Here is a 24,968-nt window from a genome sequence, read left to right as displayed (position 1 = left end):
TAGGTCCATGGCCCGCCTCGAGGTCCCCCGTCCCGCCACCTTTGTCACCCTCACGGGTTTCATGGGGGTGGGGAAAAGCCGCATCGGGCGGGAGCTCGCCCGGGCGCTCATGCTCCACTTCATTGACCTGGACCGCTACATTGAAAGGCGTACCGGGATCTCCATCCCCGACATCTTCCGCCACCTAGGAGAGGAGGCCTTCCGGCAGATGGAGAAGGAGGCGGTGCGGGAGCTTGTGGGAAAGGACTTCCTGGTCCTCTCCCTGGGCGGGGGCACCTTTTTAGACCCGGAAAGCCGCAAGGCCCTTTTGGAAAGGGGCCCGGTGGTGGCCCTGTGGGCGAGCCCGGAGACCATCCTGGAAAGAACCCTCCGCAAGCCCGGGGAAAGGCCCCTCCTCCAGGTGGAAAACCCCCTGGAAAGGATCCGCACCCTCCTGGAGGCCCGGGCCCCCATCTACCGGGAGGCCCCCCTCCACGTGATCACCGATGGGAGGCGGGTGGAGGAGGTGGTGGCCGAGGTGGTGGCCAAGCTTTGGACGTATGCAAAGGCTAAGCGTGCGTGAACCCGTACCCTACCCCATCCTGATCGGGGAGGGCGTCCTGGAAGAGGTGCGGGCGGAGGGCCCCCTGGCCCTCCTCTACGACAAAAAGGTGGAGGCCTTCGCCCTGGAGGTGGCCGAGGCCCTGGGCGCCAAGCACCGCCTGGGCCTGGAAGGGGGCGAGGGGGCCAAAAGCCTTGAGACCTACGGCCAGGTCCTCTCCTTCCTGGCCCAAAGGGGCCTTCCCCGGGACGCCACCCTCCTCGTGGTGGGAGGCGGGACCCTCACGGACCTGGGGGGGTTCGTGGCCGCCACCTACCTGCGGGGCGTAGCCTACCTCGCCTTCCCCACCACCACCCTGGCCATCGTGGACGCCAGCGTGGGGGGCAAGACCGGCCTCAACCTTCCCGAGGGGAAGAACCTGGTGGGGGCCTTCCACTTCCCCCAAGGGGTCTACGCGGAGCTTAAAGCCCTCAGGACCCTCCCCGAAGCCGTCTTCAAGGAGGGGCTCGTGGAGGCCTTCAAGCACGGGCTCATCGCCGGGGACGAGGCCCTTTTAGGGGTGGAGGGCCTCGCGCCCCAAAGCCCCCGCCTCGAGGCCTACCTGGCCCGGGCGGTGGCGGTGAAGGTGGCCATCACCGAGAAAGACCCCCTGGAGAAAGGGGAACGGAGGCTTCTCAACCTGGGCCACACCCTGGGCCACGCCCTGGAGGCTAAGACGCGCCACGCCCTCCCCCACGGAATGGCCGTGGCCTACGGCCTCCTCTACGCCGCCCTTCTGGGCAAGGCCCTGGGCGGGGAGGACCTCACAGGCCTCGTCCTCCGCCTCCTCCGCTGGCTTAGCCCCTCCGCCCTTTCCTCCATCCCCTGGGAGGCCCTCCTCCCCTACCTCCTCCGGGACAAGAAGAAGCGGGCGGACACCCTCCACTGGGTGGTCCCCCTGGCCCCGGGGCGGCTGGTGGTGCGCCCCCTCCCCGAGGGGCTCCTTAAGGAGGCCTACGCCGAGTGGCAACGCCTCCTCAGGGAGGAAGGCCTCCTCTAAAGCCCCACCCCCACCGGGCGGAGCACCCCGCCCTTGGCCTTGCCGAAGTCCAGGGGAAAGTCCCCTAAAGGGGTCCTCAGGACCACCAAGGCCAGGGGGGTATCCTCCCCCTCCCAAACCACCCCCTCCCCCGTGGCGAAGGCTAAGGCCCTGGGGTCCTCGGGGAGGAGGGGGAGGCGGGGAAGCCCCTCGGGCCAGGGGAAGGTGGCCCCGAAGCTCAAGGCCAGGGCCTTGGCGGGGCGGAAGCGGCCCTTTTGCACCTTGCCCAGGTAGAGGCCGGGGGCGGGGGCCTTGAGGCCGGAAAGGGCGGGAAGCTCCTGGGGAAGAAGATAGAGGTGGCCCGCCCGGTCCAGGACGGGGCCTTCCAAGGAAAGCCCCGCCTCCTCCAGGAAGCCCTTCAAGGCCCGCGCGGCCTCCGGGGAGAGGGGGGAAGGGCGTTCCTGGCGCGGCGTGCTCCAGGCCCCCCCCTCCTTGCGAAAGCGGGCGAGGAAATGGCCCTCCCCCTCGAGGCGGTGGGGCCAGAGCCTGGCGGTCTTGAGGAGCTCCGGGTTCCCCTCCCCCCACTCCGGCACCCCGGGGGCGAAGAGGGGGTGGTAGCGGGCCTCCTCCAGGTGGAAGTCCGGGTGGGCCTTGAGGAAATGGGCCACCACCCCCTCGTTCTCCTCGGGGGCGAAGGTGCAGGTGGAATAGACCAACACCCCCCCAGGCCCCACGAGCCTCGCCGCCTGGGCCAAAAGGGCCTTCTGCACCTCCGCCATCCTCTTGGGCGCCGAGGGCCCCCAGTAGCGCGCCGCTTCCCTGTCCTTCCGGAACATCCCCTCCCCCGAACAGGGGGCGTCCAACAGGACCCGGTGGAAGTAGGCCCCATAGGCCTCGGCCAAGGCCCTGGGGGGGCTTTGGGTCACGGCGAGGGGCGCCCCCCAGCGCTCCACGTTCTCCAGAAGGCCCCTCAGGCGCTTCCCGTCCACCTCGTTGGCCAGAAGAAGCCCCTTTCCCCCCATGCGGGCCGCCAGGTGGGTGGTCTTGCCCCCGGGGGCCGCCGCTAGGTCCAAGACCCGCTCCCCCGGCTTCGGGTCCAAGAGGACCCCCACCGCCTGGGCGCTCGGCTCCTGGATGTAGTAAAGGCCGGCGTAGAAGAAGGGGTGGGGGCCAGGCCGGGCCTCCTCGGGGTAGTAAAACCCCTCCGGGCACCAGGGGATGGGCTCCAGGGGCCAGGGGGAGATCCTCTGGAAAGCTTCCGGGGAAAGCTTCAAGGTGTTCACCCGGAGGCCGTAGGTGCGCTTCCCCTCGGTGAGGGCCTTGAGGAAGGCGGGAAACTCCTCGCCCAAAAGCGCCGCCATGCGGGAGAGGAAGGCCTTGGGCAGCACCCACGTACCCTAGCACAGGCAAGGCCCCCGTACAATGGAGCCGTGATCCGGGCTTTGGGGGCGGATCTGGTGGAGATCGGCCGGGTGCGGCGGCTTTTGGAACGCCACGGGGAGAAAGCCCTAAGGCGCCTCTTCCACCCCGAGGAGGTGGCCTACGCCCTCCGCCACCAAGACCCCGCCCCAAGCCTCGCCGCCCGGCTCGCCGCCAAGGAGGCCTTCCAGAAATGCTGGCCGGAAAGCCTCCCCTGGAAGGCGGTCTGGGTGGGGATGGAGGGGCGAAGGCCCGTCCTCCGCTTCGCCCCTTCCCTGGCCCAGGCCCTGGAAAGGGAGGGTCTTCGGGCCCACCTCACCCTAAGCCACGAGCGGGGGCTGGCCCTGGCGGTGGTGGTCCTCGAGGCTAGGGCACCAGCCGGAGGATGAGGGCGTAGCGGTACACCTCGCCCCGCCCCGCCGCTAAGGCCCCCTGGACCATGTTCCAAAGGACCAAAACCAAAAGGGCAAGCCCCAAGGGCAAGGCCAGGACGATCCCCACCACGGTCAAGGCCAAAAGGAAAACTCCAAGCCCGTAGAGGGTGTAGGTGATCTGGCCGTTCAAAGACTCCTTGGCGTGGGCCTGGACGAAGGGGGTCTTGGGCCCCCAAAGGAGAATGGCCAGGGGCACCAGGATCTGGCCGATCAGGACGAAATACCCCACGAGGGGGGCCAGGTGGGCCACCGCCGCCCAGGTCCGCTCCTGATCGGAAGGGGTGGGTTGTTCCATGGAGACATCATATAGGATCCTTCCCGGCTAAGCCCGGAAAAGGCCCCACGCCCCTAATCCGAGGCCAGCTCCTCCACCTCTTCTTGGATGCGGATGGGGCCCTGTTTTTCCGGCCTAAGGCCCACCTTGTCCTGGTAGAAGGCCCGGATGGCGGCGAAGTCCCGGCGGATGTCCCCGGTCGGGTAGAGATAGCCCCCGATGCCCACCTCCTTCCTGCGAAAGTCGGCGTACCCCAAGGCGATGGGCACCCCCGCCTTCAAGGCCATGTAGTAAAACCCCGTGCGCCAGTAGGGGGCCTTTCCCCGGGTGCCCTCAGGGGTGATGAGGACGGCAAGCCGCTCCCGCTTAAGGATTTCCGCCACCTGGTCCACCAGGTTGCTCCGCTTGGAGCGGTCCACGGGGATCCCCCCAAGGAGCCTAAGGAGCCACCCCAAAGGCGGCCGGAAAAGCTCTTTTTTCCCAAGCCACCTGGCCCGTATCCCCAGAGCCCAAAGGGCCAGGATGCCCACGAAGAAGTCCCAGTTGGAGGTGTGGGGCGCGCCGATGAGGACGTAGCTTCCTTCCGGAGGAGGCGGCATGTGGTAGCGCCAGCCAAGCCGCCTAAGGACCCATCCCGCAAGCCTTCGCATCCCAGGAAGTATACCCCGTGTGGTACACTAGGAGCAAACGGGGTGGGGCCTTCCCACCCCCTTTTCGTGGGGTGAGGATGCACAAGGTCGTCATCGTGGGTAGGCCCAACGTGGGCAAGTCCAGCCTTTTTAACCGCCTCCTAAAGAAGCGGAGCGCGGTGGTGGCGGACGTGCCCGGCGTCACCCGCGACCTCAAAGAGGGCGTGGTGGAAACCGACCGGGGCCGCTTCCTCCTGGTGGACACCGGGGGGCTTTGGTCCGGGGACAAATGGGAGAAGAAGATCCAGGAGAAGGTGGACCGGGCCCTGGAGGACGCCGAGGTGGTCCTCTTCGCCGTGGACGGGCGGGCCGAGCTCACCCAGGCGGACTACGAGGTGGCCGAGTACCTGCGCAAGAAGGGCAAGCCCGTGATCCTGGTGGCCACCAAGGTGGACGCCCCCCAGCACGAGGCCTACCTAGGACCCCTTTACGCCTTAGGCTTCGGCGACCCCATCCCTACCTCCAGCGAGCACGCAAGGGGCCTGGAGGAGCTTTTAGAGGCCATCTGGCAGCGCCTCCCCGTCAAGCAGATTGACACCGAGCCCGAGGTGGCGGCCATCCGCCTGGCCATCGTGGGCCGGCCCAACGCCGGGAAAAGCAGCCTCCTCAACGCCATCCTGGGGGAGGAGCGGGTCATCGTCTCCGAGGAGCCGGGCACCACCCGGGACGCCATTGACGTGGAGTTCTTCTTCGGCGGCCAGCGCTTCGTCCTGGTGGACACCGCCGGGATCCGCAAGCGGCCCGAAAGCCTCGTGGAGGAGCTCGCCATCCGGCGGAGCCTTAAGGCCATAGACGAGGCGGACGTGGTCCTCCTCGTGGTGGACCCCTTCCAGGTGGGGGACCGGGAGCTTAAACTTGCCAACGAGGCCTTGGACCGGGGCAAGCCCGTCCTTTTGGTCATCACCAAGTGGGACCTGGCGAACAAGGAGGACGCCCCCAAGATGCGGCGCCTCCTTCGGGAAAAGCTCGCCCACCTGGACCACCTCCCTCGGGTCTTCACCTCCGCCCTGACGCGACAGAACCTGGACCGGATTTTCCGAGAGGCGGTGCGCCTCCACGAACTCAACCAGACCCGTGTCCCCACCGCCGAGCTCAACCGCTGGGTGGGCGTGTGGACCACCCGGGTCCAGATGCCCAACTTCAAGGGCAAACCCCTCAAGATCCTCTACGCCACCCAGCCCGAGGTAGCCCCGCCCACCTTCGTCTTCTTCGTGAACCATCCGGAGTTCGTCACCCGGGCCTTTGAGAACTACCTGAAAAACCGCATCGGCGAGGACCTGGGCCTAAGAGAGGTGCCTTTCCGCCTGGCCTTCCGGGGCCGCCGAGAAGACTAGCCCAGGCTTTAAGCCTGCCGCCCAAAGCCCACCCCTTCCAGAAACTCCCGGATCACCCCTAGAAAGCGCTTCCCGTCCAGAAGGAGCATGGCCAGGACCCAAACCAGGGCCTCCCGAAAGGCCTCCGGGGCCAGGGTGCGGGCGAAGAGGAAGGGGGCGAAGGTGGCGGGCACCTGGAGGAGCATGGAAAGGCTTTTGTTGGGGTAGCGGAGAAGGAGGACCAGGGCGGCCACCATCCAAGCCCACCCGGGGCCTGGGGGCACCAGGCCCGCCCCCACCAGGTAGGCCCACCCCGCCCAGGCGAGGCCGGCGTCCAGGGGGTAGTCCCAAAAGGCCAAGGGGGAAGGCCTGCGGGAAGCCCGCGCCAAAAGACCGTCCAACACGTCCAGGGTCCAGCCCAGAAGAAGGAGACGGACCACCTGGGAAAGGGCCTCCGGCCCCTGGCCCACCTGCCCCAGGACCAGGAGGACCACCCCGCCTCGAGCCAGGGTGCAAAGGTCGGCCAAAACCCTCAGGACCATCCCGCAAGCAAAGCCTCCATCCCCTCCACCGCCCCCGTCCGCAAGGAAAGGTGGGCCAAGGGGGTAAGGGGGGTGGGCTCGGGGTTCACCTCCACGAGGTAGGCCCCAGAGGCGAAGGCGATCCGGCCCAAGGAGGCGGCAGGCTCCACCTCGGCGCTGGTGCCCACCACCAAGGCGAAGTCGGCCTCGGCGAAGGCCTTTTCCGCCTTCTCCCAGGCCCCTTCCGGCAGAAGCTCCCCGAACCAGACCACGTCGGGCCGGGCCCTTTGGCCGCAGGCCGGGCAGAGGGGAGGGGGGGTGAAGGCCTCGGGCAAGGGAAACCGCTTCCCGCAGGCCTCGCACCGGGCCCTGAGGAGGTTGCCGTGGAGCTCCACCAGGTTCTGGCTTCCCGCCCGGGCGTGGAGGCCGTCCACGTTCTGGGTGACCAGGAGGAAGCTTCCCCCCCGGGCCAAAACCCGCCTTTCCAGCTCGGCCAGGGCGTGATGGGCCGGGTTGGGCTTGGCCTCCCGCACCTTCTGGATGCGCCAGGCGTACCAGGCCCACACCCTTTCCGGGTCCCGGGCGTAGGCCTCGGGGGTGGCGTAGTCCAAGGGATTGAAGTTCTTCCAAAGGCCCTCGGCGTCCCGGAAGGTGGGGATGCCGGAGGGCTTGGAGATCCCCGCTCCCGTGAGGACCGCCACCCTTTGGGCCTGGGCCAGCCGCTTCCTCGCCTCGGCAAGACCTTCCATCCCCCTCATCCTAGCCCGGGTATCCTAGGCCCATGAGGCTTTTCACCCCCGAGGCCATGCGGGAGGCGGACGGGAAGGCGGTGGCCCTAGGCTACCCTAGCCTCCTCCTCATGGAGTGGGCGGGGATGAAGGCGGCCCGGGTCTATCTGGACCTCTTCGGCAAAGTCCCCGCCGTGGTGCTGGCGGGCAAGGGGAACAACGGAGGGGACGGGTTTGTCCTGGCCCGGCACCTCCTTTTGGAGGGGGTGCGGGTCCGGGTCTTCGCCGCCGAGGGGCAGGAAGGGGACGCCCTCCTGGCCAAGAGGGCCCTTCTGGCCCACGGCCTCGAGGTCCGCCCCCTGGAGGAGGCCTCCTTCGGCCCGGGCGAGGTCCTGGTGGACGCCCTCTTCGGCACCGGGCTCAAGGGGCCCCTCTCGGGCTTCTACGCCGGGCTGGTGGAGGGAATGAACGCCTCGGGCCTCCCCATCCTGGCCCTGGACCTCCCCTCGGGGCTTCCCTATGCGCCCCACGTCCGGGCCACGGCCACCGTGGCCTTCGCCGCCCTCAAGACCCCCCACCTCCTCCTGCGGGAAGCCTGCGGGAAGCTTTACCTGGCGGAGATCGGCCTGCCTAAACCCCTTTTGGAGCGGGAAGACCTCCCCCAGGTGGCCACCCCCGAGGCCCTAAGGCCCCTCCTCCCCAAACGCCCCCTCACCGCCCACAAGGGGAGCGTGGGCCGGGTGGGGGTCCTGGGGGGGTACCGGGGGGAGGGCCTCCGCTACGCCGGGGCCCCCCTCCTGGCGGCCTTGGGGGCCTACCGCATGGGGGCGGGGCTTGTGCACCTCGTGGCGCCGGAAGGGACTCCCTTGGAGCCTTTAGAGGCGGTCTTCCACCCTGTTTCCTCCCCTACCCTTCCCCCCCTCAAGGTGGAGGCCCTGGCGGTGGGGATGGGGGGTGGCCCCTGGGGGAAGGCCTGGGCGCTGGAAGCCCTCAAGGCGGGCCTCCCCACGGTCCTGGACGCGGACGCCCTCCACCCAGAGGTGGCGGAGGCCTACCGGAAGGCGGGCCTTCCCGCCGTCCTCACCCCCCACGCCGGGGAGGCGGGAAGGCTTTTGGGGGTTTCCCCAGAGGAGGTGGGCAAGGACCCCTTGGGGGTGGCCCAAGCCCTCGCCGAGCGCTTTGGCCTCACCGTGGTCCTCAAGGGGAACCCCACGGTGGTGGCCGAGGGCAAGCGGCTTTCCCTAAACCCCACGGGCAACCCCGCCCTGGCCACCGGGGGCACGGGGGACGTCCTCGCGGGGGCCATCGCCGCCCTTCTTGCGGCGGGCCTTCCCCCTTTTGAGGCCGCGAGGCTTGGGGTTTACCTCCACGGCCTCGCCGGGGACCTTTTGGCGGAGGAGAAGGGGGTGGGGCTCCTCGCCCGCGAGGTGGCGGAGGCGTTGCCTTGGGCGAGAAAGCTTTTGGCGGAGGGGCGGGCCCCCTGGCCCTTTTCCCGGGTGTAGGCCCCTTCCTGGTATGCTGGGGCGGGATCTATGGAGCCTTTGCCCCGCCTCTATGTCCCCGCCACCTTAGCCAACCTGGGCTCGGGGTTTGACGCCTTGGGGGTGGCCCTGGACCTCTACCTCGAGGTGGAGGCCGAGCCCGCCCAGGAAGACGCCTTCCTTTACGAGGGGGAAGGCCAGGTGGAAGGCACAGACAACCTCATCCGCCAAGGCTTCCGGGCGGGAATGGCGGCCCTGGGGCTAAACCCTCCCCCTTTGCGGGTGCGGGCCTTCAACCCCATCCCCCTTGCCCGGGGGATGGGAAGCTCCTCCGCCGCCTTAGTGGCAGGAGTGGCCCTGGCGGACCGGTTCTCCGGGGGGAGGCTCGGCCGGGAAGGGGTCTTCCGGGTGGCCGCCCAGCTGGAAGGCCACCCCGACAACGTGGCCCCCGCCGTCTACGGGGGGTTTGTGGCCGCCTTAAGCGACCCCCTCCTCGCCATCCCCCTGCCCAGGCCCCAAGGCGTGCGCTTCGTCCTGGCCGTGCCCCCTTACGCGGTCCCCACCCCCTTGGCCCGGGCCGCCCTGCCCCAGGAGGTGCCCTTAGAGGACGCCCTCTTCAACCTGGCGCGAAGCGCCCTCTGGCCCGCCGCCCTCTACTCGGGGCGGCTCGAGGCCCTGCGGGAGGCCTGCCGGGACCGGCTCCACCAACCCCGCCGGGCCCACCTGATGCCTGGGGTCCTAGAGGCCATAGAGGAGGCCTTAAGGGCCGGGGCCCTCGCCGCCTTCGTGGGCGGGGCCGGCCCCACCCTGGCGGCTTTGGTCCAAGAAGGCCAAGAGGCGCCCGTGGTCCAGGCCCTGGAAGGCTACCGGGGCGAAGGGCGTATCCTGGTTTTAGGCATCGGGGAGGGATACCTTTGGAAGGAGACCTGAGCGCCATTCCCCTCACGGAAGTCCTGGAACTCATCCACACCCACCGGCGCTCCGGGGCCCTGGAGGTGCGGGTGGGGCCTTTACCCCTCACCCTAAGGTTCGCCCACGGGGAGGTGGTGGCGGCGTCCATCCTGGACTGGGAGGGCCTCGAGGCCCTCTTCACCTTCCCCCTCTACCCCAAGGAGGGGAGCTTCCGTTTCCAGCCCGGGCCCGTGCCCGAAGCCCAGGCCCTCATGCCCTTTGGCCCCCTTCTCGGGGAGTGGGCCCGGGTGAACGACGAGTGGGACCGGTTCCGCACCCTGGTGGACTCCCCAAGCCGGGTCCTGGAAGCCCTCCGCCCCACGCCCCCCTACGAGGTCTTCCAAGGGGGCAAAAGCGTGCGCGCCGCCGCCAAGGCCTGGGGTGTCCCCCTCCTCATCGCCATGGAGCGGGCTTACATGGGGGTGCGGGAAGGAGACCTTTACCCCCTTCGCCGCTACGCCTGGTACGCTCTAAGGATCCGCCACCAGGGGCGGCGGAGCAAAACACTGGACGAGTTTGATAGCCTCCTCTCCCTTCTGGACGGAAGCCGGAACCTAGGGGAGATCCTCGCCCAAGGGGTCCCCCTCTCCCTGGTGCGCCGGTACCTGGTCCGGGCGCTCAGCACCGGGGAGCTGAACCCCCCGGGCCGGGGTTGGCTCCTCCGGGACCTCACCTGGGAGCTAGAAAAGGAAGAGACCCCCGCCTAAGGAACGGGGGTAGCCCCTTAGGGGAAAGGCCCCTCGAGGCTACTTCTTTTTCTTCCGGGGCCGGTACTTGCCGTAGGTGCCCCGCCAGATCTTGCCCCTACGGGTGCGACGGTCGCCCTTACCCATGCCTCCTCCTTAGGCGCTAAGCCCCTGGGCGGAAAGGAGCTGGTGGACCTTGCGCATAAGCCGGGACTTCCTCCGGGCGGCGGCGTTCTTGTGGAGGGTGGAACCCTTGGCCGCCTTGTCAATGAGGCTCTCGGCCTTGCGCATGATCTTGAGGGCCTCCTCCGCCTTGCCCTCCTGGGCCAGCTGGATGGCCTTCTTGGCAAGGGTCTTGATGGCCGACTTCTTGGCCTTGTTGCGAAGCCGGCGCTTCAAGGACTGCCGGTGCCGCTTCAGGGCGGAAAGGTTCCTCTTGGGCTTCTTCTGCGCCATCGTTCTCCCCTTTGTGCCCCCAAGGGGCAGACCAGGCCTAAGTGTAGCACACCCCCGCCCTAAGGGGCAAACTTGGTGGCCACCCAGTCGTAGCGCACCTGGCCCTTGGCCTCCTCCAGCTCAAAGCGAAGCAGGTAGTCCCCGGGGGCCACGCCAAAACGCACCTCCTCCTGGAAGGCGCCGCTATACCGCCTTTCCCCCACCTCCCGGCCGTCCTTGAGGAGGACGACCCTTAGCCTTCCCTCGGAAAGCTTGCCCGAGACCTTCACCTTGAGGGCATCGTAAAGCCCCGTGACCCGGACGGGGTACCGGGCCTCTCCCGTGTACTTCCAGTAGAAGACCGGCAAAAAGGGGGGGTAGCCCACGGCCAAGCCGTACCGCTCCGCGTACCAGTAAAGGCCCAGGGCCGCCAAGGCCAACACCAGCAGGCTCCGCATTGGTCTAAGTATACTTGGGCACATGGCAGGCACCGGCCACACCCCGGAAGAGGCCCTGGCCCTCCTCAAGCGGGGGGCCGAGGAAATCATCCCCGAGGAAGAGCTTCTCGCCAAGCTCAAGGAAGGACGCCCCCTCACGGTGAAGCTCGGCGCCGACCCCACGCGGCCAGACCTCCATCTGGGCCATGCGGTGGTCCTGAGGAAGATGCGCCATTTCCAGGAACTCGGGCACAAGGTGGTCCTCATCATCGGGGACTTCACCGGGATGATCGGGGACCCTTCGGGCCGCTCCAAGACCCGGCCCCCCCTCACCCTCGAGGAGACCCGGGAAAACGCCAAGACCTACGTGGAGCAGGCGGGGAAGATCCTAAGGCAGGAGCCCCACCTCTTTGAGCTCCGCTACAACTCCGAGTGGCTGGAAGGCCTCACCTTCAAGGAGGTGGTCCGCCTCACCTCCCTCATGACCGTGGCCCAGATGCTGGAACGGGAGGACTTCAAGAAGCGGTACGAGGCGGGGATTCCCATCTCCTTACACGAGTTCCTCTACCCCTTCGCCCAGGCCTACGATTCCGTGGCCATAAGAGCCGACGTGGAGATGGGGGGCACGGACCAGCGCTTCAACCTCCTGGTGGGCCGGGAGGTGCAGCGGGCCTACGGGCAAAGCCCCCAGGTCTGCTTCCTCATGCCCCTTCTCGTGGGCCTAGACGGCCGGGAGAAGATGAGCAAGAGCCTGGACAACTACATCGGCCTCACCGAGCCCCCGGAGGTGATGTTCAAGAAGCTCATGCGGGTGCCCGACCCCCTTCTCCCGAGCTACTTCCGCCTCCTCACGGACTTGGAGGACGAGGAAATAGAAGCCCTTCTCAAGGCGGGCCCCGTCCCCGCCCATAGGGTCCTCGCCCGCCTCCTCACCGCCGCCTACGCCCTACCCCAGATCCCCGCCCGCATAGACCGGGCCTTTTACGAGAGCCTGGGCTACGCCTGGGAGGCCTTGGGAAAGGACAAGGAGGCGGGCCCCGAGGCGGTGCGCAAGGCGGAAGCCCGCTACGACGAGGTGGCGAAAGGAGGCATCCCCGAGGAGCTCCCCGAGGTGGAAATCCCCCCCTCCGAGCTCAAGGAGGGCAGGATCTGGGTGGCGAGGCTTTTCACCTTGGCGGGCCTCACCCCCTCCAACGCCGAGGCGAGGAGGCTCATCCAGAACCGGGGCCTAAGGATGGACGGGGAGGTGATCACCGACCCGAACCTCCAGGTGGACCTCTCCCGGCCCCGCATCCTGCAAAGGGGCAAGGACCGCTTCGTAAGGGTGCGCCTCAAGGGCTAACCGCCCTCCATGGGCCTCAAGGGCACCTCGTGCCCGGTGGCGTAGAGGGTTTCCCCTTCCGCCTCGAGGCGAAGCCTTGGCAGGGGAAAGCGGGGCGGCCCGTACACTGCCTTTCCCCCCAAAAGGGGGTCAAAGGCCCCGAAGTGGCAGGGGCAGCCCAGAAAGGGCCTCTCGTAGCGGAAGTTGTAGAGGAGGGAAGCCGCCTCGGGGTCGGGGACAAAGTTCACCGTGCACCCCTGGTGGGTGCAGATGCGGCTTAGGGCCAGGTAGTGCTCCTCCCCCAGGGAAAGCCCCCCAGGAGCGGGCTCGGGAAGGCGGAGGAGGAAGGCCTTGAGCTCCCCCAAGGGAAGGGGGTAGGCGAAGGGCTTCGCCTCCCAGACCCCAAGCTCCCCCCGCCGGGCCACGGCCACCCTTGGGCCTTCCTTCCAGGTAGGCTTTCCCGCCTCGGGACGGGGGCGGAAGCGGAGGTTGTAGGTGCGCACCCCGAACCAGGCGAAAAACCCCCCGGCCACCGCCACGGGCAGGTAGAAGAAGAGGTCGCGCCGCTTCATGGCTACAGGCTACCCAGGTAGTCCAAAAGGGCCTTAAGCTCCTCCTCGGAAAGAGGGATGGCGGGCATCGCCCCCCGGCCCTTTAAGACGATCTCCCGCACCGCCTCCGGAGCCTTCAGGATGGGGTTTCCCTTAAGCTTTGGGCCTAGGCCCCCTTCCCCTTGCGCCCCGTGGCAGGCGGCGCAGCGGGCCTGGTAGACGCTCCTCCCGTCCTTTCCCCCTTGAGCTTGGGCCTTGGCCATGGCGATCAGGGCCTCCACCCTTTCCCGGGCCTCGCCTCCGGCCTCCAGGTACTTCTCCCAGGCGGCGATGGCCTCCTCCATCCGCCCTTCCTGGAAGTAGAGGTTCCCCAGGAAAAGCCAGCCCTCGGCGGCCTTGGGGTCGGCGCCCTGGGCGATTTCCAGGAAAATCCGGGCCTCCTCCAGCCGCCCCCCCATGAAGAGGAGGATCCCCACCCGGCGCACCGCCTCCACGTTCTTGGGATCCTTCTTGAGAACCTCTAGGTAGGCCTCCGCCGCCTGGTCAAAGGCCTGGAGCTCGTAGGCCTTACGGCCCCAGGCCAAGAGATCCTCCACCGCCCCCGTCCTTTGGGCCCTTTCCGCCAAAGCCCTAAGCTCCCGGGCCTCGGCCCTTTGGGTGGTGAGGGTCTCCCCGGGAAGCCGGGGCAGGGTGTAGCGCCAAAGACCTACCCCGAGGAAGACCACCGCCCCCAGGACCAGGGCCACGGGCCAAGGGTTGAAGGGCCGGGGGGCGGGGGGGCGGTAGCCCTCCAAGAGCCTTTCCACCTCCACCATGCGGGCGAGGGCCCGCTTCTTTTCCTCTCCCTCCAGGGCCCCCACCTCCTCCTTGAGGACCTCTAGCTCCCGGAGAAGCTCCTCCCGCCTGGGGGGCTCGGGGAAAGGCTCTTTGGGCCCGAGAAGGGGCCTTAGGGCGAGGAAAAGGCCAAGGAGGAAGAGGGCGAGGAAAAGCAGGGTGGCCGTCATCTTGGCGGCTCCTTAAGGCGGCGCTCCGCCTCCTCCAGGAGCTCCTTGGGAAGGGGCCGAGGCCGGAAGTAGGCGAAAAGGCCAAGGCCGAGGAGAAGAAGCCCAAGAAGGGGGAGCACCCAAACCCAAAGGGTCACTCCCCGCCTCGGGGGGGCGTAGAGGATCCACTCCCCGTACCGCTCCACGAAGAAGGCCTTGATCTCCTCTTCCGTTTTTCCTTCCCGAAGCATCTCGGCGATGATCCGGCGCATCTCCGCCGCCACCCCGGAGTTGCTCTCCGCCGCCGACTCCCCCTGGCAGACGGGGCAGCGGAGCTCCCGGGCGATGCGGAAGACCTCCGGGGGAAGGTCAGGGGGTGGCCCTTCCTGGGCCAGGGCGGGAAGAAGCAAGGCCATGAGCAGAAGAACCCACCTCATCGCAAGGCCTCCTCTAGGTAGCGGGCCAGGGTTGCTTCGTCCACGGCCCCGGCGTGCCGGGCCAAAACCCGGCCCTCCCGGTCAATGAAGAAGGTCTCGGGCACCCCGCGCACCCCGTAGTCCACCCCCACCCGGCCCCGGGGGTCGTAAACCTGGGGGAAGGTGAGGCCGAACTGGGCGATGAACCTCAGGGCCTCGAGCTCCTTGTCCTGGAAGTTCACCCCCACGAAAAGGACCTGGTCCCGGTGGCGGCGCCAAAAGGCCTCGAGGACCGGCGCCTCCTCGTAGCAGGCGGGGTAGCACCAGCTGGCCCAGAAGTTGATCACAACGGGCTTTTTCCCCAGGTGATCGGCGAGGCGGAAGGTCTCCCCCCACGCCGCCCGGTAGGGGGGAAGGAGGGGGAGGGCGAAATCGGGGGCGGGCCTCCGCTCTTGGGCGAGGACAGAGGGGAGCTCCCTAGGGTCCCGCTGCATCCCCCACCAGAAAAGGCCCCCAAGGGCCAGGATCAGGAGGAGCCAGAGTCCCCCCCTCACGCCGGGCTCACCCCCTTGGCCTCCTCGGCCCGCGCCGCGGGCCAGAGGATGTAAAGGGTGCCGAGGGCCATAAGCCCCCCCGCCACCCACATCCAGAAGACCAAGGGGGTGACGATGAGCCTCAAGGAGGCCCACTCCCCCTTTTCCCGGTCAAAGTCCATGAGGAGGAAGTAGTAGTCGTTCCCCGGGGTGTAGACCACCTTGGGGGCGGGAAGGGGGCTATTCATCTGGGGGTAGAAGTGGAGCCTGGGCCGGACCTCCCCGAAGCGGTCGGTCTCCAAAAGGGCCTCCACGGCGAAGCGCCGCCCCTCGTCCAGGGCCCGCACCCCCTGGAAGGTGATGCGCACGCCCCCCGCCTCCCAAGCCTCTCCCCGGTAGAGGGTCTTCTCGCTCTCCAAGCGGTAGGTCTGGCTGAAGGCGATGCCAAGCCCCATGAGGGCCACGGCGAAGTGGACCACGAGGCTTCCCACCCGCCTCCGGTTCGCCAAAAAGCCCCAGGGAGAAAGCCCCGCCCGCACCCGGGCCAAGACCCCCTCCCGCGCAAGGAGATAGATGGCGGCGGCGTTGTAGAGGAAAAGCCCCAAGGCGAAGGAGGCCCCCAAGGCGTACCCGCGGGAAAGCCCCAAAAGGGTCCCCAAGGCGAGGGCGAGGAGAAGGACGAGGAGGTTCCGCAAGACCTCCTCCCGGGCCCTGCGCCAAGGGAGGAGGGGCCCCACCCCCATGAGGAGGAGGATCCCCGCCCCCAGGGGGGCGGAAACCTGGTTGAAGAAGGGGGCCCCCACGCTCACCTTGGCCCCGGTGAAGGCCTCCACCAAAAGGGGGTAGAAGGTGCCGAGAACCACCACGAGGGCCCATCCGGCGAAGAAAAAGGCCCCGAGGAGAAGCGCCCCCTCCCGGGAGAGGGGGTGGAAAAGAGCGGTGTCCCGCACCTCCCGGGAGACTCGGGAAAGGAGGCCCAGGCCAAGGCCCGTGGCGAGGAGGAAGAAGCCCAGAAAGGCGGGGCCCACGGGGCCTTCGGCGAAGGCGTGGACCGACTGGATCACCCCGCTTCGGGTGAGGAAGGTGCCGAGGACGGTGGCGGCGAAGGCCAGGGTCACGAAGGCGAAGTTCCAGGTCTTGAAGGCCCCCCGGGTCTGCTGGACGAAGGCGGTGTGGAGGAAGGCCGTGGCGAGGAGCCAGGGGATGAAGCTGGCGTTTTCCACGGGGTCCCAGGCCCAGTACCCGCCCCAGCCCAGAACCTCGTAGCTCCACCACATCCCCGCCACCTTCCCCGCGGTGAGGAAACCCCAGGCGATGAGGGTCCACCAGCGCGTCTCCTCCACCCAGGTCTGGTAGCGCCGGGTGACCATGGCCGCCACGGCATAGGCGTAAGGGACGCTCAGGCCCACGAAGCCCAGGTACATGAGGACGGGGTGGACGGCCATCATCCAGTGGTTCTGGAGAAGGGGGTTCGGGCCCACGCCGTCGGGAGGCGGGTCGGGCAGGGTCTCAAAGGGGCTGGCGATGGTGGCCATGACCCCAAAGAAGAAAACTTGGATGCCGAAGAGCACGGCGAGGACCAGGGAGGCCCGCCAGGGGTCCAAGAGCTTGCGGCTTGCGAGCAGGGTGTAGAGGGTCTGGAGGAGGCCCCAGAGGAGGATGCTCCCCTCCAGGGCCGCCCAAGGCGTCACCAGGGTCACCCAGAGGGGGTCCTTGGTGGAGTGGTTCCTGGCCACATAGGCCAAGGAGAAGTCGTGGGTGAGGAGGGCCCACTCCAGGGCAAGGAAGGCGGCCGAGGCGGCGAGAAAAGCGGGCAGGACCAGGCTTTTTGCCCCCTTCAGGAAACGCCCATCCCCCTGGAGGTAGGCGAGGAGGGAAAGGCCCAGGCCCAGGAGACTAAAGGCCAAGGTGAGGCTCACGCCTAGGTTGCCGAGAAGAGCCGGGGTCATTGGGCCTCCTCAATGAGCTTGCGCACCTCCTCCGGGGTCCAGCCTTCCTTGGGGGCCTGGTAGGCCTCCGAGTGCTTCACCAGAAGGTTGGTCCCCTGGAAGACCCCCTCCTGGAAGCGCCCCTCCACCACCACCCCTTGCCCCTCCTTGAACATCCCCGGGGGCGTGCCCTTGTGAAGGACGGGGACCTCCGCCACCCCGTCGGTGAGGACGAAGCGGAGCTCCAGCCGGTCCTTGTCGTACTGAACGGTGCCCGGCTTCACCAACCCCCCCAGGCGCACAGAGCGGTTTTGGTACCTGGCCTGGTCCTGGAGGTACTCGGAAGGGGTGAGGAAGTAGACCAGGTTCCGCCCAAGCCCCCCGAAGACCATGTACCCCAGGGCGCCCAGGATGACCAGGATGCCAAGAAGGTACTTCCCCCTCACCGCGCCCTCCTATAGCGCCAGAAGAGGTAGGCCAAATAGCCGAAGACGGCGAGGTAGGTGAGCACATAGACCCAGGCGACGAAGACTCCCATCACGCCTCCTCCTTCGCTTCTTCCAGGGCCGCCACCATGGCCCTAAAGCGCGTGAAACCCAGGTAGAGCAGGGTGAAGACCAGGAGGTTGAAAAGCAGGGCCTGGAGCATGGCGGGGTCCATGTGGATCCGGCCCGTGGTGAGGTCAATGGACTGGGTCTGGTGCAGGCTCCGCCACCACTTCACCGACATGTAGCTGATGGGCACGTTGAGGAAGCCCAAAACGCCCACGGCCGCCGCCGCCTTGCGGCGAAGCTCGGGGTCCTCAATGGCCCCCCGCAGGAGGAAGTAGCCCAGGTAGACGGCGAAGAGGATGGCCGTGGTGGTGAGCCTAGGCTCCCAGGTCCAGTAGACCCCCCAGGTGGGCCTTGCCCAGAGCATCCCCGTCACCAGGGCGAGGCCCATGAAGACGAGGCCGATCTCGGCGCTGGCCAGGGCCACCCGGTCGTGGCGGGGGTCCTGGCGAAAGAGGTAAAGGAGGGAGTAGAGGAAGGTGACGAAAAAGGCCAGGTATCCCACCCAGGCGGTGGGCACGTGCAGGTACATGATGCGCACCAGATAGCCTTGGTTCACGTCGGGCGGGGCGGCGAGGGCCAGGTAAAGCCCAAGGGGCAAAAGCAAGAGCCCAAGCCCCAGGAAGACCCAGGTGAGGGCATCGGGGCGGCTCGGCGTTTGCGTCTTCAGCATCTTTTAACCCCCAAAAACCAGCATAGCCAGGTAGGATGAAGCTTCTGTAAACCCCCTTACCCCTCCAGCACCAGAGGAAAGAGGAGGGCGCTGGCGGTGATGTAGACCAGGTCAAAGACCAAAAGAAGCTGCCACCAAGGGGCCACCTCCTCCAGGGGAAGCCCCTCCGCAAGCCCCACCGTGGCCCGCACCGAAGCCAGGACCACGGGCACCACCAGGGAGAAGAGGAGGAGGGGCAGAAGGACCTCCCGCCCCCTAAGCCGGGCCAATAGGCCAGCGTAGAAGGTGGCCACACTGGCGTAGCCCAAGACCCCCAGGGCCAGGGTGAGGAGGAGGGCCGGGGCCCGGGCCAGGGGCAGGTAAAAGAGCCCCGCCGAAAGGAGGAGGGCCAAGGCGGAAAGGGGAAGGAGGAGGAGAAGCTGGAAAAGGAGCTTGCCCAGGTAGACCCACTCCTTGCCCCCGGGGGTGAGGAGGAGGTCGTCTAGGGTGTTTTCCTCCACCTCCAGGGCGAAGGCCCGGGTGGCGAGGAGGGTGCTCATGAAGGCCAAGGCCACCCACAAGACCCCGGGGGCGGCCCGGCGCAAGGGGGCCTCCTCCGGCCCCAAGGCCAGGGCCATGACGAAGAGCATCACCCCGAAGAAGGCCAGCACGGAGAGGACCCCCGCGCGGTCCCGCACCTCGAGGCGGAGGTCCCTAAGGGCCAAAAGCCAGACCCGCCTCACGCCGCCCCCAGCCCCACCGCCCGGTCGGCCACCGCCTCGGCCAAGGCCCGGTCGTGGGTAGCGAGGACCACCCCGGCGTCCCTCCGGGCCTCCTCCAAGACCTCCAGAAGGAGCTTCCGCCCCTCCTGGTCCAAGGCCGTCTCCGGCTCGTCCAAAAGCCAGAGGTCGGGCCTAAGGAGGAGGAGGCGGGCAAGGGCAAGGCGCTTCTTCATCCCGCTGGAGAAGGCGGCGAGGGGAAGGTCCGGGGGGAGGGCGAAGCGGGTCAGGGCCGCCTCCCAGTCCCCCGCCACCCCGTGGAAGCCCAGGTCAAAGAGGAGGTGCTCCCGGGCGGTGAGGCGGCGGTGGAAGGCGGGGGGGTTGGGGAGGAAAAGGGCCCGCCCCTGGCGCACCACCCGCCCCCTCGTGGGCTTAAGAAGCCCCGCCATGAGGCGGAGGAGGGTGGTCTTGCCGCTTCCATTCGGGCCCAAGAGGGCCACCACCTCTCCCCGCTTTAGGGAAAGGCTTAGGTCGCGAAAAACCCAGTCCTGGCCAAAGCGCTTGGAAACGGCCTCGAGGCGCAAGAGCATGCCTCCACCAGTCTAGGCGAAGACTCCGGGGACAAAGGTCCTAGAGGTACCTCTGGAGCCACTCGGGGGTGATGCGCAGGAAGAAGGTGTTGAGGGCGGTGAAGGAGCCGGTGAAGAGGAGGACCCCCACCAAAACCAGGACCACCCCCGCCAGCACCTCCACGTAGTGGGAAAGCCGGCCCGCCCGCCTGAGCCACCCTTTGAGGCGGTCGGCGAAGAGGGCCACCAGCAAAAAGGGCACCGCCAGGCCCAGGATGTAGGCCAAAAGGAGGTGGACCCCGCCCCCCACCGCCGTCAGGGTGAGGATCCCCCCCAGGATGGGGCCGATGCAGGGGGTCCAGCCCAGGCCCAGGGTGGCCCCAAGAAGGAAGGCCCCCAAGGGGCGGGAGGTCTCCCCCTCGTAGCGGAGGGAAACCCCCCACCTGGGCCTTAAGCCCAGCATGTAGAGGCCGAAGAGGACGAGGACCACCCCGCCCACGCGGGCCAGGGTCTGTCGGTGCTCAGAGAGAAGCCCTCCAAGGAGGGTGAAGGGAAGCCCTAGGAGGAAGAAGACCGCCCCAAAGCCCAGGATGAAGAAGAGGGCGTTGAAGAGGGGGCGCCCCCGCTCCCCCCCCAGGTAGAAGAGGTAGGTGGGGACGAGGGGAAGCACGCAAGGGGAGAGGAAGGAGAGCACCCCCGCCAAAAAGGCCGCCGTCAGGGAAAGCGTCATACCCCCATCCTAGGGCAGGGTGAGCCAGATGCTCCTAAACCCCTGACCCCGCCGCCTCTTGAAACGCGCAAGGAGCAAAACTACACTATACCCCGGAGGGTAAAGATGAAGCGGACCCTTGTGGCGCTCCTCCTTCTCGGCGGCCTAGCCCTAGCCCAGGCGGACGGCGCCAAGCTCTACGCCCAGTGCGCGGCCTGCCATCAACCGAACGGCCAAGGCCTCCCCGGAGCCTTCCCGCCCCTGGCCGGGCATGTGGCGGAGATCCTGAACGCCAAGGGCGGGCGGGAGTACCTGATCCAGGTCCTCCTCTACGGCCTCCAGGGGCAGATTGAGGTGAAGGGGATGAAGTACAACGGCGTTATGCCCGGCTTCGGCCAGCTTAAGGACGAGGAGATCGCCGCCATCCTCAACCACATCGCCACCGCCTGGGGGGACAACAAGAAGGTCAAGGGCTTTAAGCCCTTCACCGCGCAGGAAGTGAAGGCCCTGCGGGCCAAGAAGCTCACCCCCCAGCAGGTCTACGAGGAGCGGAAGAAGCTTGGCCTGAAGTAGGGGGAAGGATCCTTGGGCCCGGGGTTCCCCAGGGCCTTTGCTTTAATGGGGGGGTGCTGGAGCTTTCCCTGGAGAAGGCCTTTCCCGGCTTTCGGCTGGCCCTGGAGCTAGGGGTGGCGGAAGGGGAGGTGCTGGCCCTCCTTGGTCCCTCGGGAAGCGGCAAGAGCACCCTGCTTAAGCTGGTGGCCGGGCTCCTCGCGCCGGACCGGGGCTTTATCCGCTTCCGAGGCGAAGACCTCACGCCCCTTCCCCCCGAGAGGCGGGGGGTGGGCTTCCTCTTCCAGGACTACGCCCTCTTCCCCCACCTCACCGTGGCGGAGAACATCGCCTTCGGCCTGGTGGAGGCCCGCTGGCCCAAGGTGGCGCGGGAAGCCCGGGTGGAGGAACTCCTAAAGCGCATGGAGCTCACCCCCCACGCCAGAAAGCGCCCCCAGGAGCTTTCCGGCGGCGAGAAGCAGCGGGTGGCCCTGGCCCGGGCCTTGGCCCCTAGGCCCAGGCTCCTCCTTCTGGACGAGCCCTTGGGGGCTTTGGACCTGAGGCTTCGGGAGGAGCTCCTCTTCTTCCTGCGCCGCACCCTCAGGGAGGAAGGGGTCACCACCCTCCTCGTAACCCACGACCAGGGGGAAGCCTTTCTCCTCGCCCACAGGGTGGCCCTTCTTCGGGAGGGGCGGCTCGTCCAGGTGGGGACCCCGGAGGAGGTCTACGCCCGGCCCAAGGACGCCTGGACCGCCCGCTTCCTGGGGCACAAGAACCTCCTTTCCCCCGGGGAAAGCGCCCGGCTCGGCCTCCCTCCCCACCTCCACCTCCTACCCCCCAAGGCAATGGCCCTGGGCGGCCCCTGGCGCGGGGTGGTGGAGGAGCGGCTCTTCTTCGGGGGCCGGGTGGGGCTATGGGTGCGGGTGCAGGGGGTGAGGCTTTACCTCGAGGTCCAGGAAGGCCCTCCCGAAGGCGCCGAGGTGGGCCTCCACCTGGACCTGGCCCAGGCGGTAACTTTGGAAGGATGAAGCGCTTCGCCCTCCTCTTAGGCGGCCCCCTCCTGGCCACGGAGGCCTTGAAGGAAAGGCTTAAGGGCTACCGCCTCCTGGCGGCGGACTCCGGGGGGCGGCACGCCCTCGCCTTGGGGCTTGTCCCGGAGCTTTGGCTCGGGGACTTTGACTCAAGCCCTCCCTGGCTTCAGGAGGCCCTCCCCGCGCCCAAGGAGGTCCTTCCCCGGGAGAAGGACCTCACGGACGGGGAGGCCCTCTTGCGGAAGGCCCTGGAGATGGGTGCGGAAGAGGTGCTCCTTTTGGGCGCCCTGGGGGGGCGGCTGGACCACACCCTGGCCCACCTGGCCTTAGCCTTCGCCCTGGCGGAGCAAGGGCTCCGGGTGGTCCTAAGCGACGGGCTCGCTTGGGCTTACCCCCTCCTTCCCGGAACCCACACCTTCCCCCTGGCCTCCAAAACCCCCTTCAGCCTCCTTCCCCACCTCGAGGCCACCCTGGAGGTGGAGGGCGCCCGCTGGAACCTTCCCCTAACCCCCTTAAGGGCCACCACCCTCACCCTGGAAAACGAAGCCTTAGGGCCCATCCGGGTGGAAGTAGCCTCGGGACGGGCCCTCCTTTACGTCTTCGGTGCTTGACAATGGGGAAGGGGGGGGGCTAGACTAACCTTTGGCGTTTGGGCCGCTAGCTCAACCGGTAGAGCAACCGACTCTTAATCGGTGGGTTACAGGTTCGAGTCCTGTGCGGCCCACCAAAGCCCCCCGGGGAAGGCCCGGGGGCTTTTATGATGGGGGCGTGGACTGGCCCCAAACCCCCACCCAGCTTTTGGACCTGGACCTGCCCCAGGGTGAACCCTGGGGCTACGCCTTCGCCCAAAGCCTCCTCAAGGCCCCCTGGGCCTGGCGGGCCCTAAGGCCTACTCCGGGGATCTTGGATCTCATCCGGCTGGACCTGGAAGAGGGTTTCCTCAGGCTCCAAGAAAGACGGGAAGCCTTTCCCCTAGGAAGCCTCGGGGAGCGCCCCCCCACCCCGGCGGAGGAGGCGGCGCTAAAAGCCCTCCTCACCCGGGACCCCGAGGCTTTGGTCCAGGTCCTAAAGACCCACGGGCCCTGGCCCTTCGCCCTTTACCGGGCCTTCCGCTTTGACGGGGCGCTCCACCCCATCCCTAGGCCCAGGCTCCCCCGCCCGGACGAGCTTTTGGGCTACGAGGCCCAGCGAAAGGCCCTGGAGCAAAACGCCCGCCGCTTTCTTTCGGGCAGGCCTGCCCTCCACACCCTCCTCTACGGGGCCCGGGGCACGGGCAAAAGCACCGCCGCCAAAAGCCTCCTCCACCTGGAAGGGGCCCGGATGGTGGAGGTGGAGCCCAAGGCCCTAGGCCACCTGGAGAGCCTTTTGGAAAGGCTCTCCCTCCTCCCCCACCGCTTTTTCCTCTTTTTGGACGACCTCTCCCTGGACCCGGAGGGGGAGGCCTTCCACCACCTCAAGGCCCTCTTGGAAGGAAGCCTCGAGGGCGCCCCGGAAAACGTCCTCCTCCTGGCCACCTCCAACCGCCGCCACCTGGTGCGCCGCCTGGGGGGAAACCCCCTGCCGGGGGAGGACCCCAAGGCCTGGGACGAGCTCCAGGACACCCTGGCCCTTTCCGAGCGCTTCGGCCTGGTCCTCACCTTCCCGCCCTTTGACCGGGCCCTTTACCTCAAGGCGGTGGCCCACCACCTGGGCCGCCCCTTGACCCAAGGGGAGGAGGAAGAAGCCCTCCGCTTCGCCCTGCAGAGGGGCTTCTCGGGCCGGGTGGCCCGGCAGTTCGCCCAGACCCTGGCCTAGCCCTGGTAGGCCAAGGCCGCCTCCACGAAGCCCACGAAGGGGGGCGAGGGGCGCATGGGGCGGCTTTTGAACTCGGGGTGGCTTTGGAGACCCAGGAAGAAGGGGTGGTCCTTGAGCTCTATGGCCTCCACGAGCCCCGCCCCCCGGCCCCGCATCCCCGGGGTGGTGGCGGAGACCACAAGGCCCGCCCGCTCCAAGCTGTCCACGTAAAGGGGGTTCACCTCGTAGCGGTGGCGGTGGCGTTCCAGGACCTCCTCCTTGCCGTAGAGGCGGTGGAGGAGGGTGCCCTCCCGGATGCGCATGGGCCAGTCCCCAAGGCGCATGGTGCCCCCTAGGCCCTCCACCTCCAGTTGCTCGGGCATGAGGTCAATGACCGGGTGGGGGGTGTAGGGATCAAACTCCGTGGAGTTGGCCCCTTTGAGGCCCGCCACGTGGCGGGCGAACTCAATCACGGCGATCTGGAGCCCCAAGCAGATGCCCAGGTAGGGGATTTTGCGCTCCCGGGCGTACTGGGCCGCCCGCACCTTCCCCTCAATCCCCCGCACGCCAAAGCCGCCGGGGACCAGGATGCCGGAAACGTCGGCGAAGGCCTCCTCCAGGTCCCCCGCCTCCAGGGCCTCGGCGTCCACCCACTTCACCTCCACCCGGGCCCGGTTTTTGATGCCCGCGTGCTTCAGGGCCTCGAGGAGGGACAGATAGGCGTCCGGCATCTTCACATACTTCCCGGCGATGGCGATGCGCACCGTCCGCTCGGGGCGCTTCAGGATGCGCACCGCCTCCTGCCAGAAGGAGAGGTTGGGGAAGACGGGCTCCAAGCCCAAGGCCTTCTCCACCGCCCGGCCTAAGCCCTGCTCCTCAAGGAGAAGGGGCACCTCGTAGAGGTGCTCCACGTTGGGGCTGGAAAACACGTGGCCGGGGCGGACGTTGGTGAAAAGGGCCACCTTCTTGCGCACCTCCTCCGGCACCGGTTTAGCGGAGCGGAGGACCAGGGCGTCGGGCTGGATCCCCACGCCCCTTAGGGTGGCCACGGAGTGCTGGGTGGGCTTGGTCTTGAACTCCTCGCTGGTCTCCAGGTAGGGGACCAGGGTCAGGTGGATGTAAAAGGTGTTCTCCTCGCCCTCGTCAAAGCGGAACTGGCGGATGGCCTCCAGAAAGGGAAGGCTTTCTATGTCCCCCACCGTTCCTCCCACCTCCACCACCACGATCTCCGCGTTTTGCTCCTCGGAGACCTTGCGGATCCTCTCCTTGATCTCGTCGGTGATGTGGGGGATGACCTGGACCGTCTGGGAGAGGTACTCCCCCCGGCGCTCCTTTTGAATCACCGAGAGGTAGACCTGGCCGGTGGTGAGGTTGTTGCCCCGGGAGAGGTCCATGTCCAAGAAGCGCTCGTAGTGGCCGATGTCCAGATCGGTCTCGGCCCCGTCGGCGGTGACGAAGACCTCCCCGTGCTCGTAGGGGCGCATGGTGCCCGCGTCCACGTTGAGGTAGGGGTCAATCTTGATGGCCGTGACCCTGTAGCCCCGGGCTCGGAAAAGGGCCCCCAGGGAGGAGGTGAGGATGCCCTTGCCCAGGCTGGAGACCACGCCGCCGGTGATAAACACGTACTTTCTGGGCCTTTTGGCCCCTTGGGAAACCCCGCTCACGGGACTCTAGCCTACCACATCTGGCAAAAGGGCCTGGGATGTGGTAGAGTTTCCTTTGGCGTTCTTGCGGGGTCCCCCGATCCCCCGTCAAG

The 24,968-nt window shown here is 67.8% G+C and carries 31 protein-coding genes and 1 tRNA gene; 13 read left to right on the top strand and 19 right to left on the bottom strand.

From position 1 onward, the window contains the following. The first annotated feature begins 7 nt into the window (after window positions 1–7). On the top strand, window positions 8–562 hold the full coding sequence (locus tag IEX93_RS04425; protein WP_188846914.1) for a shikimate kinase: 555 nt from the start codon (window positions 8–10) through the stop codon (window positions 560–562). Continuing rightward, complete coding sequence (locus IEX93_RS04420; protein WP_188846912.1) at window positions 540–1,580, top strand: 3-dehydroquinate synthase; 1,041 nt, start codon at window positions 540–542, stop codon at window positions 1,578–1,580. The genes IEX93_RS04425 and IEX93_RS04420 overlap by 23 nt, the downstream gene beginning before the upstream one ends. Here IEX93_RS04420 and rsmF read toward each other — a convergent pair. Continuing rightward, complete coding sequence (rsmF, locus tag IEX93_RS04415; protein ID WP_188846910.1) at window positions 1,577–2,947, bottom strand: 16S rRNA (cytosine(1407)-C(5))-methyltransferase RsmF; 1,371 nt, start codon at window positions 2,945–2,947, stop codon at window positions 1,577–1,579. The two genes, IEX93_RS04420 and rsmF, sit on opposite strands and share 4 nt — an antisense overlap. A gap of 42 nt (window positions 2,948–2,989) precedes the next feature. Between rsmF and IEX93_RS04410 the strand changes: the two genes are divergently transcribed. Continuing rightward, window positions 2,990–3,367, top strand: a complete 378-nt coding sequence (locus IEX93_RS04410; RefSeq protein WP_188846908.1) for a 4'-phosphopantetheinyl transferase superfamily protein — start codon at window positions 2,990–2,992, stop codon at window positions 3,365–3,367. Here the strand turns inward: IEX93_RS04410 and IEX93_RS04405 are convergent. Together IEX93_RS04405 and IEX93_RS04400 are read right to left on the bottom strand one after the other, a co-directional pair. After that, window positions 3,345–3,707 carry a DUF4870 domain-containing protein gene (locus IEX93_RS04405; protein ID WP_188846907.1) on the bottom strand — a complete coding sequence of 121 codons (363 nt, stop codon included), beginning with the start codon at window positions 3,705–3,707 and terminating at the stop codon, window positions 3,345–3,347. The two genes, IEX93_RS04410 and IEX93_RS04405, sit on opposite strands and share 23 nt — an antisense overlap. Before the next feature lie 53 nt (window positions 3,708–3,760). After that, window positions 3,761–4,336, bottom strand: a complete 576-nt coding sequence (locus IEX93_RS04400; RefSeq protein ID WP_188846905.1) for a 1-acyl-sn-glycerol-3-phosphate acyltransferase — start codon at window positions 4,334–4,336, stop codon at window positions 3,761–3,763. A 77-nt stretch (window positions 4,337–4,413) separates the two neighbouring features. On the opposite strand from IEX93_RS04400, the gene der reads away from it, so the two are divergent. Beyond that, a complete protein-coding gene (der, locus tag IEX93_RS04395; RefSeq protein WP_188846903.1) occupies window positions 4,414–5,709 on the top strand; it encodes a ribosome biogenesis GTPase Der in 1,296 nt (431 codons plus the stop codon). Window positions 5,710–5,717: 8 nt separating this feature from the next. Here der and IEX93_RS04390 read toward each other — a convergent pair whose 3' ends face one another. Together IEX93_RS04390 and IEX93_RS04385 are read right to left on the bottom strand one after the other, a co-directional pair. Continuing rightward, a complete protein-coding gene (locus tag IEX93_RS04390; RefSeq protein ID WP_188846901.1) occupies window positions 5,718–6,230 on the bottom strand; it encodes a hypothetical protein in 513 nt (170 codons plus the stop codon). Next, complete coding sequence (locus tag IEX93_RS04385) at window positions 6,221–6,958, bottom strand: SIR2 family NAD-dependent protein deacylase (protein WP_188846899.1); 738 nt, start codon at window positions 6,956–6,958, stop codon at window positions 6,221–6,223. The genes IEX93_RS04390 and IEX93_RS04385 overlap by 10 nt, the downstream gene beginning before the upstream one ends. Window positions 6,959–6,990: 32 nt before the next feature. Here IEX93_RS04385 and IEX93_RS04380 point away from each other — a divergent pair, with 32 nt between their 5' ends. The 3 genes from IEX93_RS04380 to IEX93_RS04370 are packed head-to-tail and all read left to right on the top strand — an operon-like array spanning window position 6,991 to window position 10,076. After that, window positions 6,991–8,439: an NAD(P)H-hydrate dehydratase gene (locus IEX93_RS04380; RefSeq protein ID WP_188846897.1), complete on the top strand. Its 1,449-nt coding sequence runs from the start codon at window positions 6,991–6,993 to the stop codon at window positions 8,437–8,439. 30 nt (window positions 8,440–8,469) lie between these two features. Then, window positions 8,470–9,348, top strand: a complete 879-nt coding sequence (thrB, locus tag IEX93_RS04375; RefSeq protein ID WP_188846895.1) for a homoserine kinase — start codon at window positions 8,470–8,472, stop codon at window positions 9,346–9,348. Beyond that, window positions 9,333–10,076 (top strand): DUF4388 domain-containing protein, encoded by a 744-nt coding sequence (locus tag IEX93_RS04370; RefSeq protein ID WP_188846893.1) that lies wholly within the window; start codon window positions 9,333–9,335, stop codon window positions 10,074–10,076. The genes thrB and IEX93_RS04370 overlap by 16 nt, the downstream gene beginning before the upstream one ends. A 39-nt stretch (window positions 10,077–10,115) precedes the next feature. Here IEX93_RS04370 and IEX93_RS04365 read toward each other — a convergent pair whose 3' ends face one another. From IEX93_RS04365 to IEX93_RS04355, 3 genes are read right to left on the bottom strand one after another with little or no spacing between them, the layout of a single operon-like run. Next, entirely contained in the window at window positions 10,116–10,202 is an 87-nt protein-coding gene (locus IEX93_RS04365) for a 30S ribosomal protein THX (RefSeq protein WP_188847011.1), read from the bottom strand. Window positions 10,203–10,211: 9 nt separating this feature from the next. Next, window positions 10,212–10,511: a 30S ribosomal protein S20 gene (gene rpsT, locus IEX93_RS04360; RefSeq protein WP_188846891.1), complete on the bottom strand. Its 300-nt coding sequence runs from the start codon at window positions 10,509–10,511 to the stop codon at window positions 10,212–10,214. Window positions 10,512–10,570: 59 nt separating this feature from the next. Continuing rightward, window positions 10,571–10,948 carry a hypothetical protein gene (locus IEX93_RS04355; protein ID WP_188846889.1) on the bottom strand — a complete coding sequence of 126 codons (378 nt, stop codon included), beginning with the start codon at window positions 10,946–10,948 and terminating at the stop codon, window positions 10,571–10,573. Window positions 10,949–10,970: 22 nt separating this feature from the next. Between IEX93_RS04355 and tyrS the strand changes: the two genes are divergently transcribed. Then, window positions 10,971–12,269 (top strand): tyrosine--tRNA ligase, encoded by a 1,299-nt coding sequence (tyrS, locus tag IEX93_RS04350; protein ID WP_188846887.1) that lies wholly within the window; start codon window positions 10,971–10,973, stop codon window positions 12,267–12,269. On the opposite strand, the gene IEX93_RS04345 is transcribed toward tyrS, so the two are convergent. From IEX93_RS04345 to ccdA, 10 genes are all read right to left on the bottom strand, one after another. Then, window positions 12,266–12,820: a QcrA and Rieske domain-containing protein gene (locus IEX93_RS04345; protein WP_188846885.1), complete on the bottom strand. Its 555-nt coding sequence runs from the start codon at window positions 12,818–12,820 to the stop codon at window positions 12,266–12,268. The genes tyrS and IEX93_RS04345 overlap by 4 nt on opposite strands. A 2-nt stretch (window positions 12,821–12,822) precedes the next feature. After that, window positions 12,823–13,803, bottom strand: a complete 981-nt coding sequence (locus IEX93_RS04340; protein WP_188846876.1) for a c-type cytochrome — start codon at window positions 13,801–13,803, stop codon at window positions 12,823–12,825. Continuing rightward, window positions 13,800–14,219: a cytochrome c-type biogenesis protein gene (locus tag IEX93_RS04335; protein WP_188846874.1), complete on the bottom strand. Its 420-nt coding sequence runs from the start codon at window positions 14,217–14,219 to the stop codon at window positions 13,800–13,802. Before IEX93_RS04335 ends, IEX93_RS04340 begins: the two co-directional genes overlap by 4 nt. Further along, the gene (locus tag IEX93_RS04330; protein ID WP_188846872.1) at window positions 14,216–14,752 is read right to left on the bottom strand and encodes a TlpA family protein disulfide reductase; all 537 of its coding nucleotides are present in this window, start codon (window positions 14,750–14,752) and stop codon (window positions 14,216–14,218) included. The genes IEX93_RS04335 and IEX93_RS04330 overlap by 4 nt, the downstream gene beginning before the upstream one ends. Then, the gene (locus IEX93_RS04325) at window positions 14,749–16,680 is read right to left on the bottom strand and encodes a heme lyase CcmF/NrfE family subunit (protein ID WP_188846870.1); all 1,932 of its coding nucleotides are present in this window, start codon (window positions 16,678–16,680) and stop codon (window positions 14,749–14,751) included. Before IEX93_RS04325 ends, IEX93_RS04330 begins: the two co-directional genes overlap by 4 nt. Further along, complete coding sequence (gene ccmE / locus IEX93_RS04320) at window positions 16,677–17,105, bottom strand: cytochrome c maturation protein CcmE (RefSeq protein ID WP_188846867.1); 429 nt, start codon at window positions 17,103–17,105, stop codon at window positions 16,677–16,679. The genes IEX93_RS04325 and ccmE overlap by 4 nt, the downstream gene beginning before the upstream one ends. Window positions 17,106–17,196: 91 nt before the next feature. After that, on the bottom strand, window positions 17,197–17,883 hold the full coding sequence (ccsA, locus tag IEX93_RS04315; protein ID WP_188846865.1) for a cytochrome c biogenesis protein CcsA: 687 nt from the start codon (window positions 17,881–17,883) through the stop codon (window positions 17,197–17,199). 56 nt (window positions 17,884–17,939) lie between these two features. Then, window positions 17,940–18,605, bottom strand: a complete 666-nt coding sequence (locus tag IEX93_RS04310) for a heme exporter protein CcmB (RefSeq protein WP_188846855.1) — start codon at window positions 18,603–18,605, stop codon at window positions 17,940–17,942. Continuing rightward, entirely contained in the window at window positions 18,602–19,171 is a 570-nt protein-coding gene (locus IEX93_RS04305) for an ABC transporter ATP-binding protein (RefSeq protein ID WP_188846853.1), read from the bottom strand. The genes IEX93_RS04310 and IEX93_RS04305 overlap by 4 nt, the downstream gene beginning before the upstream one ends. A gap of 40 nt (window positions 19,172–19,211) precedes the next feature. Next, entirely contained in the window at window positions 19,212–19,880 is a 669-nt protein-coding gene (gene ccdA, locus IEX93_RS04300) for a cytochrome c biogenesis protein CcdA (RefSeq protein ID WP_188846851.1), read from the bottom strand. Window positions 19,881–19,985: 105 nt separating this feature from the next. Between ccdA and cycA the strand changes: the two genes are divergently transcribed. The 5 genes from cycA to IEX93_RS04275 all read left to right on the top strand — a co-directional run bounded on the left by cycA (window position 19,986) and on the right by IEX93_RS04275 (window position 23,233). After that, window positions 19,986–20,432 carry a cytochrome C-552 gene (cycA, locus tag IEX93_RS04295; RefSeq protein ID WP_188846849.1) on the top strand — a complete coding sequence of 149 codons (447 nt, stop codon included), beginning with the start codon at window positions 19,986–19,988 and terminating at the stop codon, window positions 20,430–20,432. A 53-nt stretch (window positions 20,433–20,485) separates the two neighbouring features. Beyond that, window positions 20,486–21,436: an ABC transporter ATP-binding protein gene (locus tag IEX93_RS04290; protein ID WP_188846847.1), complete on the top strand. Its 951-nt coding sequence runs from the start codon at window positions 20,486–20,488 to the stop codon at window positions 21,434–21,436. Continuing rightward, window positions 21,433–22,050 (top strand): thiamine diphosphokinase, encoded by a 618-nt coding sequence (locus tag IEX93_RS04285; RefSeq protein WP_188846845.1) that lies wholly within the window; start codon window positions 21,433–21,435, stop codon window positions 22,048–22,050. The genes IEX93_RS04290 and IEX93_RS04285 overlap by 4 nt, the downstream gene beginning before the upstream one ends. Window positions 22,051–22,090: 40 nt before the next feature. Beyond that, a tRNA-Lys gene (locus IEX93_RS04280) sits at window positions 22,091–22,166 on the top strand. A gap of 41 nt (window positions 22,167–22,207) precedes the next feature. Next, window positions 22,208–23,233 carry a DUF815 domain-containing protein gene (locus tag IEX93_RS04275; protein WP_188846843.1) on the top strand — a complete coding sequence of 342 codons (1,026 nt, stop codon included), beginning with the start codon at window positions 22,208–22,210 and terminating at the stop codon, window positions 23,231–23,233. Here IEX93_RS04275 and pyrG read toward each other — a convergent pair. Next, window positions 23,230–24,876 carry a CTP synthase gene (gene pyrG / locus IEX93_RS04270; protein ID WP_188846841.1) on the bottom strand — a complete coding sequence of 549 codons (1,647 nt, stop codon included), beginning with the start codon at window positions 24,874–24,876 and terminating at the stop codon, window positions 23,230–23,232. The genes IEX93_RS04275 and pyrG overlap by 4 nt on opposite strands. Window positions 24,877–24,968 lie beyond the last annotated feature (92 nt).

It is taken from the genome of Thermus composti, assembly GCF_014647535.1.
Taxonomy (GTDB): Bacteria; Deinococcota; Deinococci; order Deinococcales; family Thermaceae; genus Thermus; species Thermus composti.
This window is presented reverse-complemented; position numbering and strand designations above follow the sequence as displayed.

Coding starts and splice junctions, on each gene's coding strand:
- IEX93_RS04425 (WP_188846914.1), top strand. CDS start 8: ATGGCCCGCCTCGAGGTCCCCCGTCCCGCCACCTTTGTCACCCTCACG.
- IEX93_RS04420 (WP_188846912.1), top strand. CDS start 540: ATGCAAAGGCTAAGCGTGCGTGAACCCGTACCCTACCCCATCCTGATC.
- IEX93_RS04405 (WP_188846907.1), bottom strand. CDS start 3,707: ATGGAACAACCCACCCCTTCCGATCAGGAGCGGACCTGGGCGGCGGTG.
- IEX93_RS04400 (WP_188846905.1), bottom strand. CDS start 4,336: ATGCGAAGGCTTGCGGGATGGGTCCTTAGGCGGCTTGGCTGGCGCTAC.
- der (WP_188846903.1), top strand. CDS start 4,414: ATGCACAAGGTCGTCATCGTGGGTAGGCCCAACGTGGGCAAGTCCAGC.
- IEX93_RS04390 (WP_188846901.1), bottom strand. CDS start 6,230: ATGGTCCTGAGGGTTTTGGCCGACCTTTGCACCCTGGCTCGAGGCGGG.
- IEX93_RS04385 (WP_188846899.1), bottom strand. CDS start 6,958: ATGGAAGGTCTTGCCGAGGCGAGGAAGCGGCTGGCCCAGGCCCAAAGG.
- IEX93_RS04380 (WP_188846897.1), top strand. CDS start 6,991: ATGAGGCTTTTCACCCCCGAGGCCATGCGGGAGGCGGACGGGAAGGCG.
- thrB (WP_188846895.1), top strand. CDS start 8,470: ATGGAGCCTTTGCCCCGCCTCTATGTCCCCGCCACCTTAGCCAACCTG.
- IEX93_RS04365 (WP_188847011.1), bottom strand. CDS start 10,202: ATGGGTAAGGGCGACCGTCGCACCCGTAGGGGCAAGATCTGGCGGGGC.
- rpsT (WP_188846891.1), bottom strand. CDS start 10,511: ATGGCGCAGAAGAAGCCCAAGAGGAACCTTTCCGCCCTGAAGCGGCAC.
- IEX93_RS04355 (WP_188846889.1), bottom strand. CDS start 10,948: ATGCGGAGCCTGCTGGTGTTGGCCTTGGCGGCCCTGGGCCTTTACTGG.
- tyrS (WP_188846887.1), top strand. CDS start 10,971: ATGGCAGGCACCGGCCACACCCCGGAAGAGGCCCTGGCCCTCCTCAAG.
- IEX93_RS04345 (WP_188846885.1), bottom strand. CDS start 12,820: ATGAAGCGGCGCGACCTCTTCTTCTACCTGCCCGTGGCGGTGGCCGGG.
- IEX93_RS04340 (WP_188846876.1), bottom strand. CDS start 13,803: ATGACGGCCACCCTGCTTTTCCTCGCCCTCTTCCTCCTTGGCCTTTTC.
- IEX93_RS04335 (WP_188846874.1), bottom strand. CDS start 14,219: ATGAGGTGGGTTCTTCTGCTCATGGCCTTGCTTCTTCCCGCCCTGGCC.
- IEX93_RS04325 (WP_188846870.1), bottom strand. CDS start 16,680: ATGACCCCGGCTCTTCTCGGCAACCTAGGCGTGAGCCTCACCTTGGCC.
- ccsA (WP_188846865.1), bottom strand. CDS start 17,883: ATGCTGAAGACGCAAACGCCGAGCCGCCCCGATGCCCTCACCTGGGTC.
- IEX93_RS04305 (WP_188846853.1), bottom strand. CDS start 19,171: ATGCTCTTGCGCCTCGAGGCCGTTTCCAAGCGCTTTGGCCAGGACTGG.
- ccdA (WP_188846851.1), bottom strand. CDS start 19,880: ATGACGCTTTCCCTGACGGCGGCCTTTTTGGCGGGGGTGCTCTCCTTC.
- cycA (WP_188846849.1), top strand. CDS start 19,986: ATGAAGCGGACCCTTGTGGCGCTCCTCCTTCTCGGCGGCCTAGCCCTA.
- IEX93_RS04285 (WP_188846845.1), top strand. CDS start 21,433: ATGAAGCGCTTCGCCCTCCTCTTAGGCGGCCCCCTCCTGGCCACGGAG.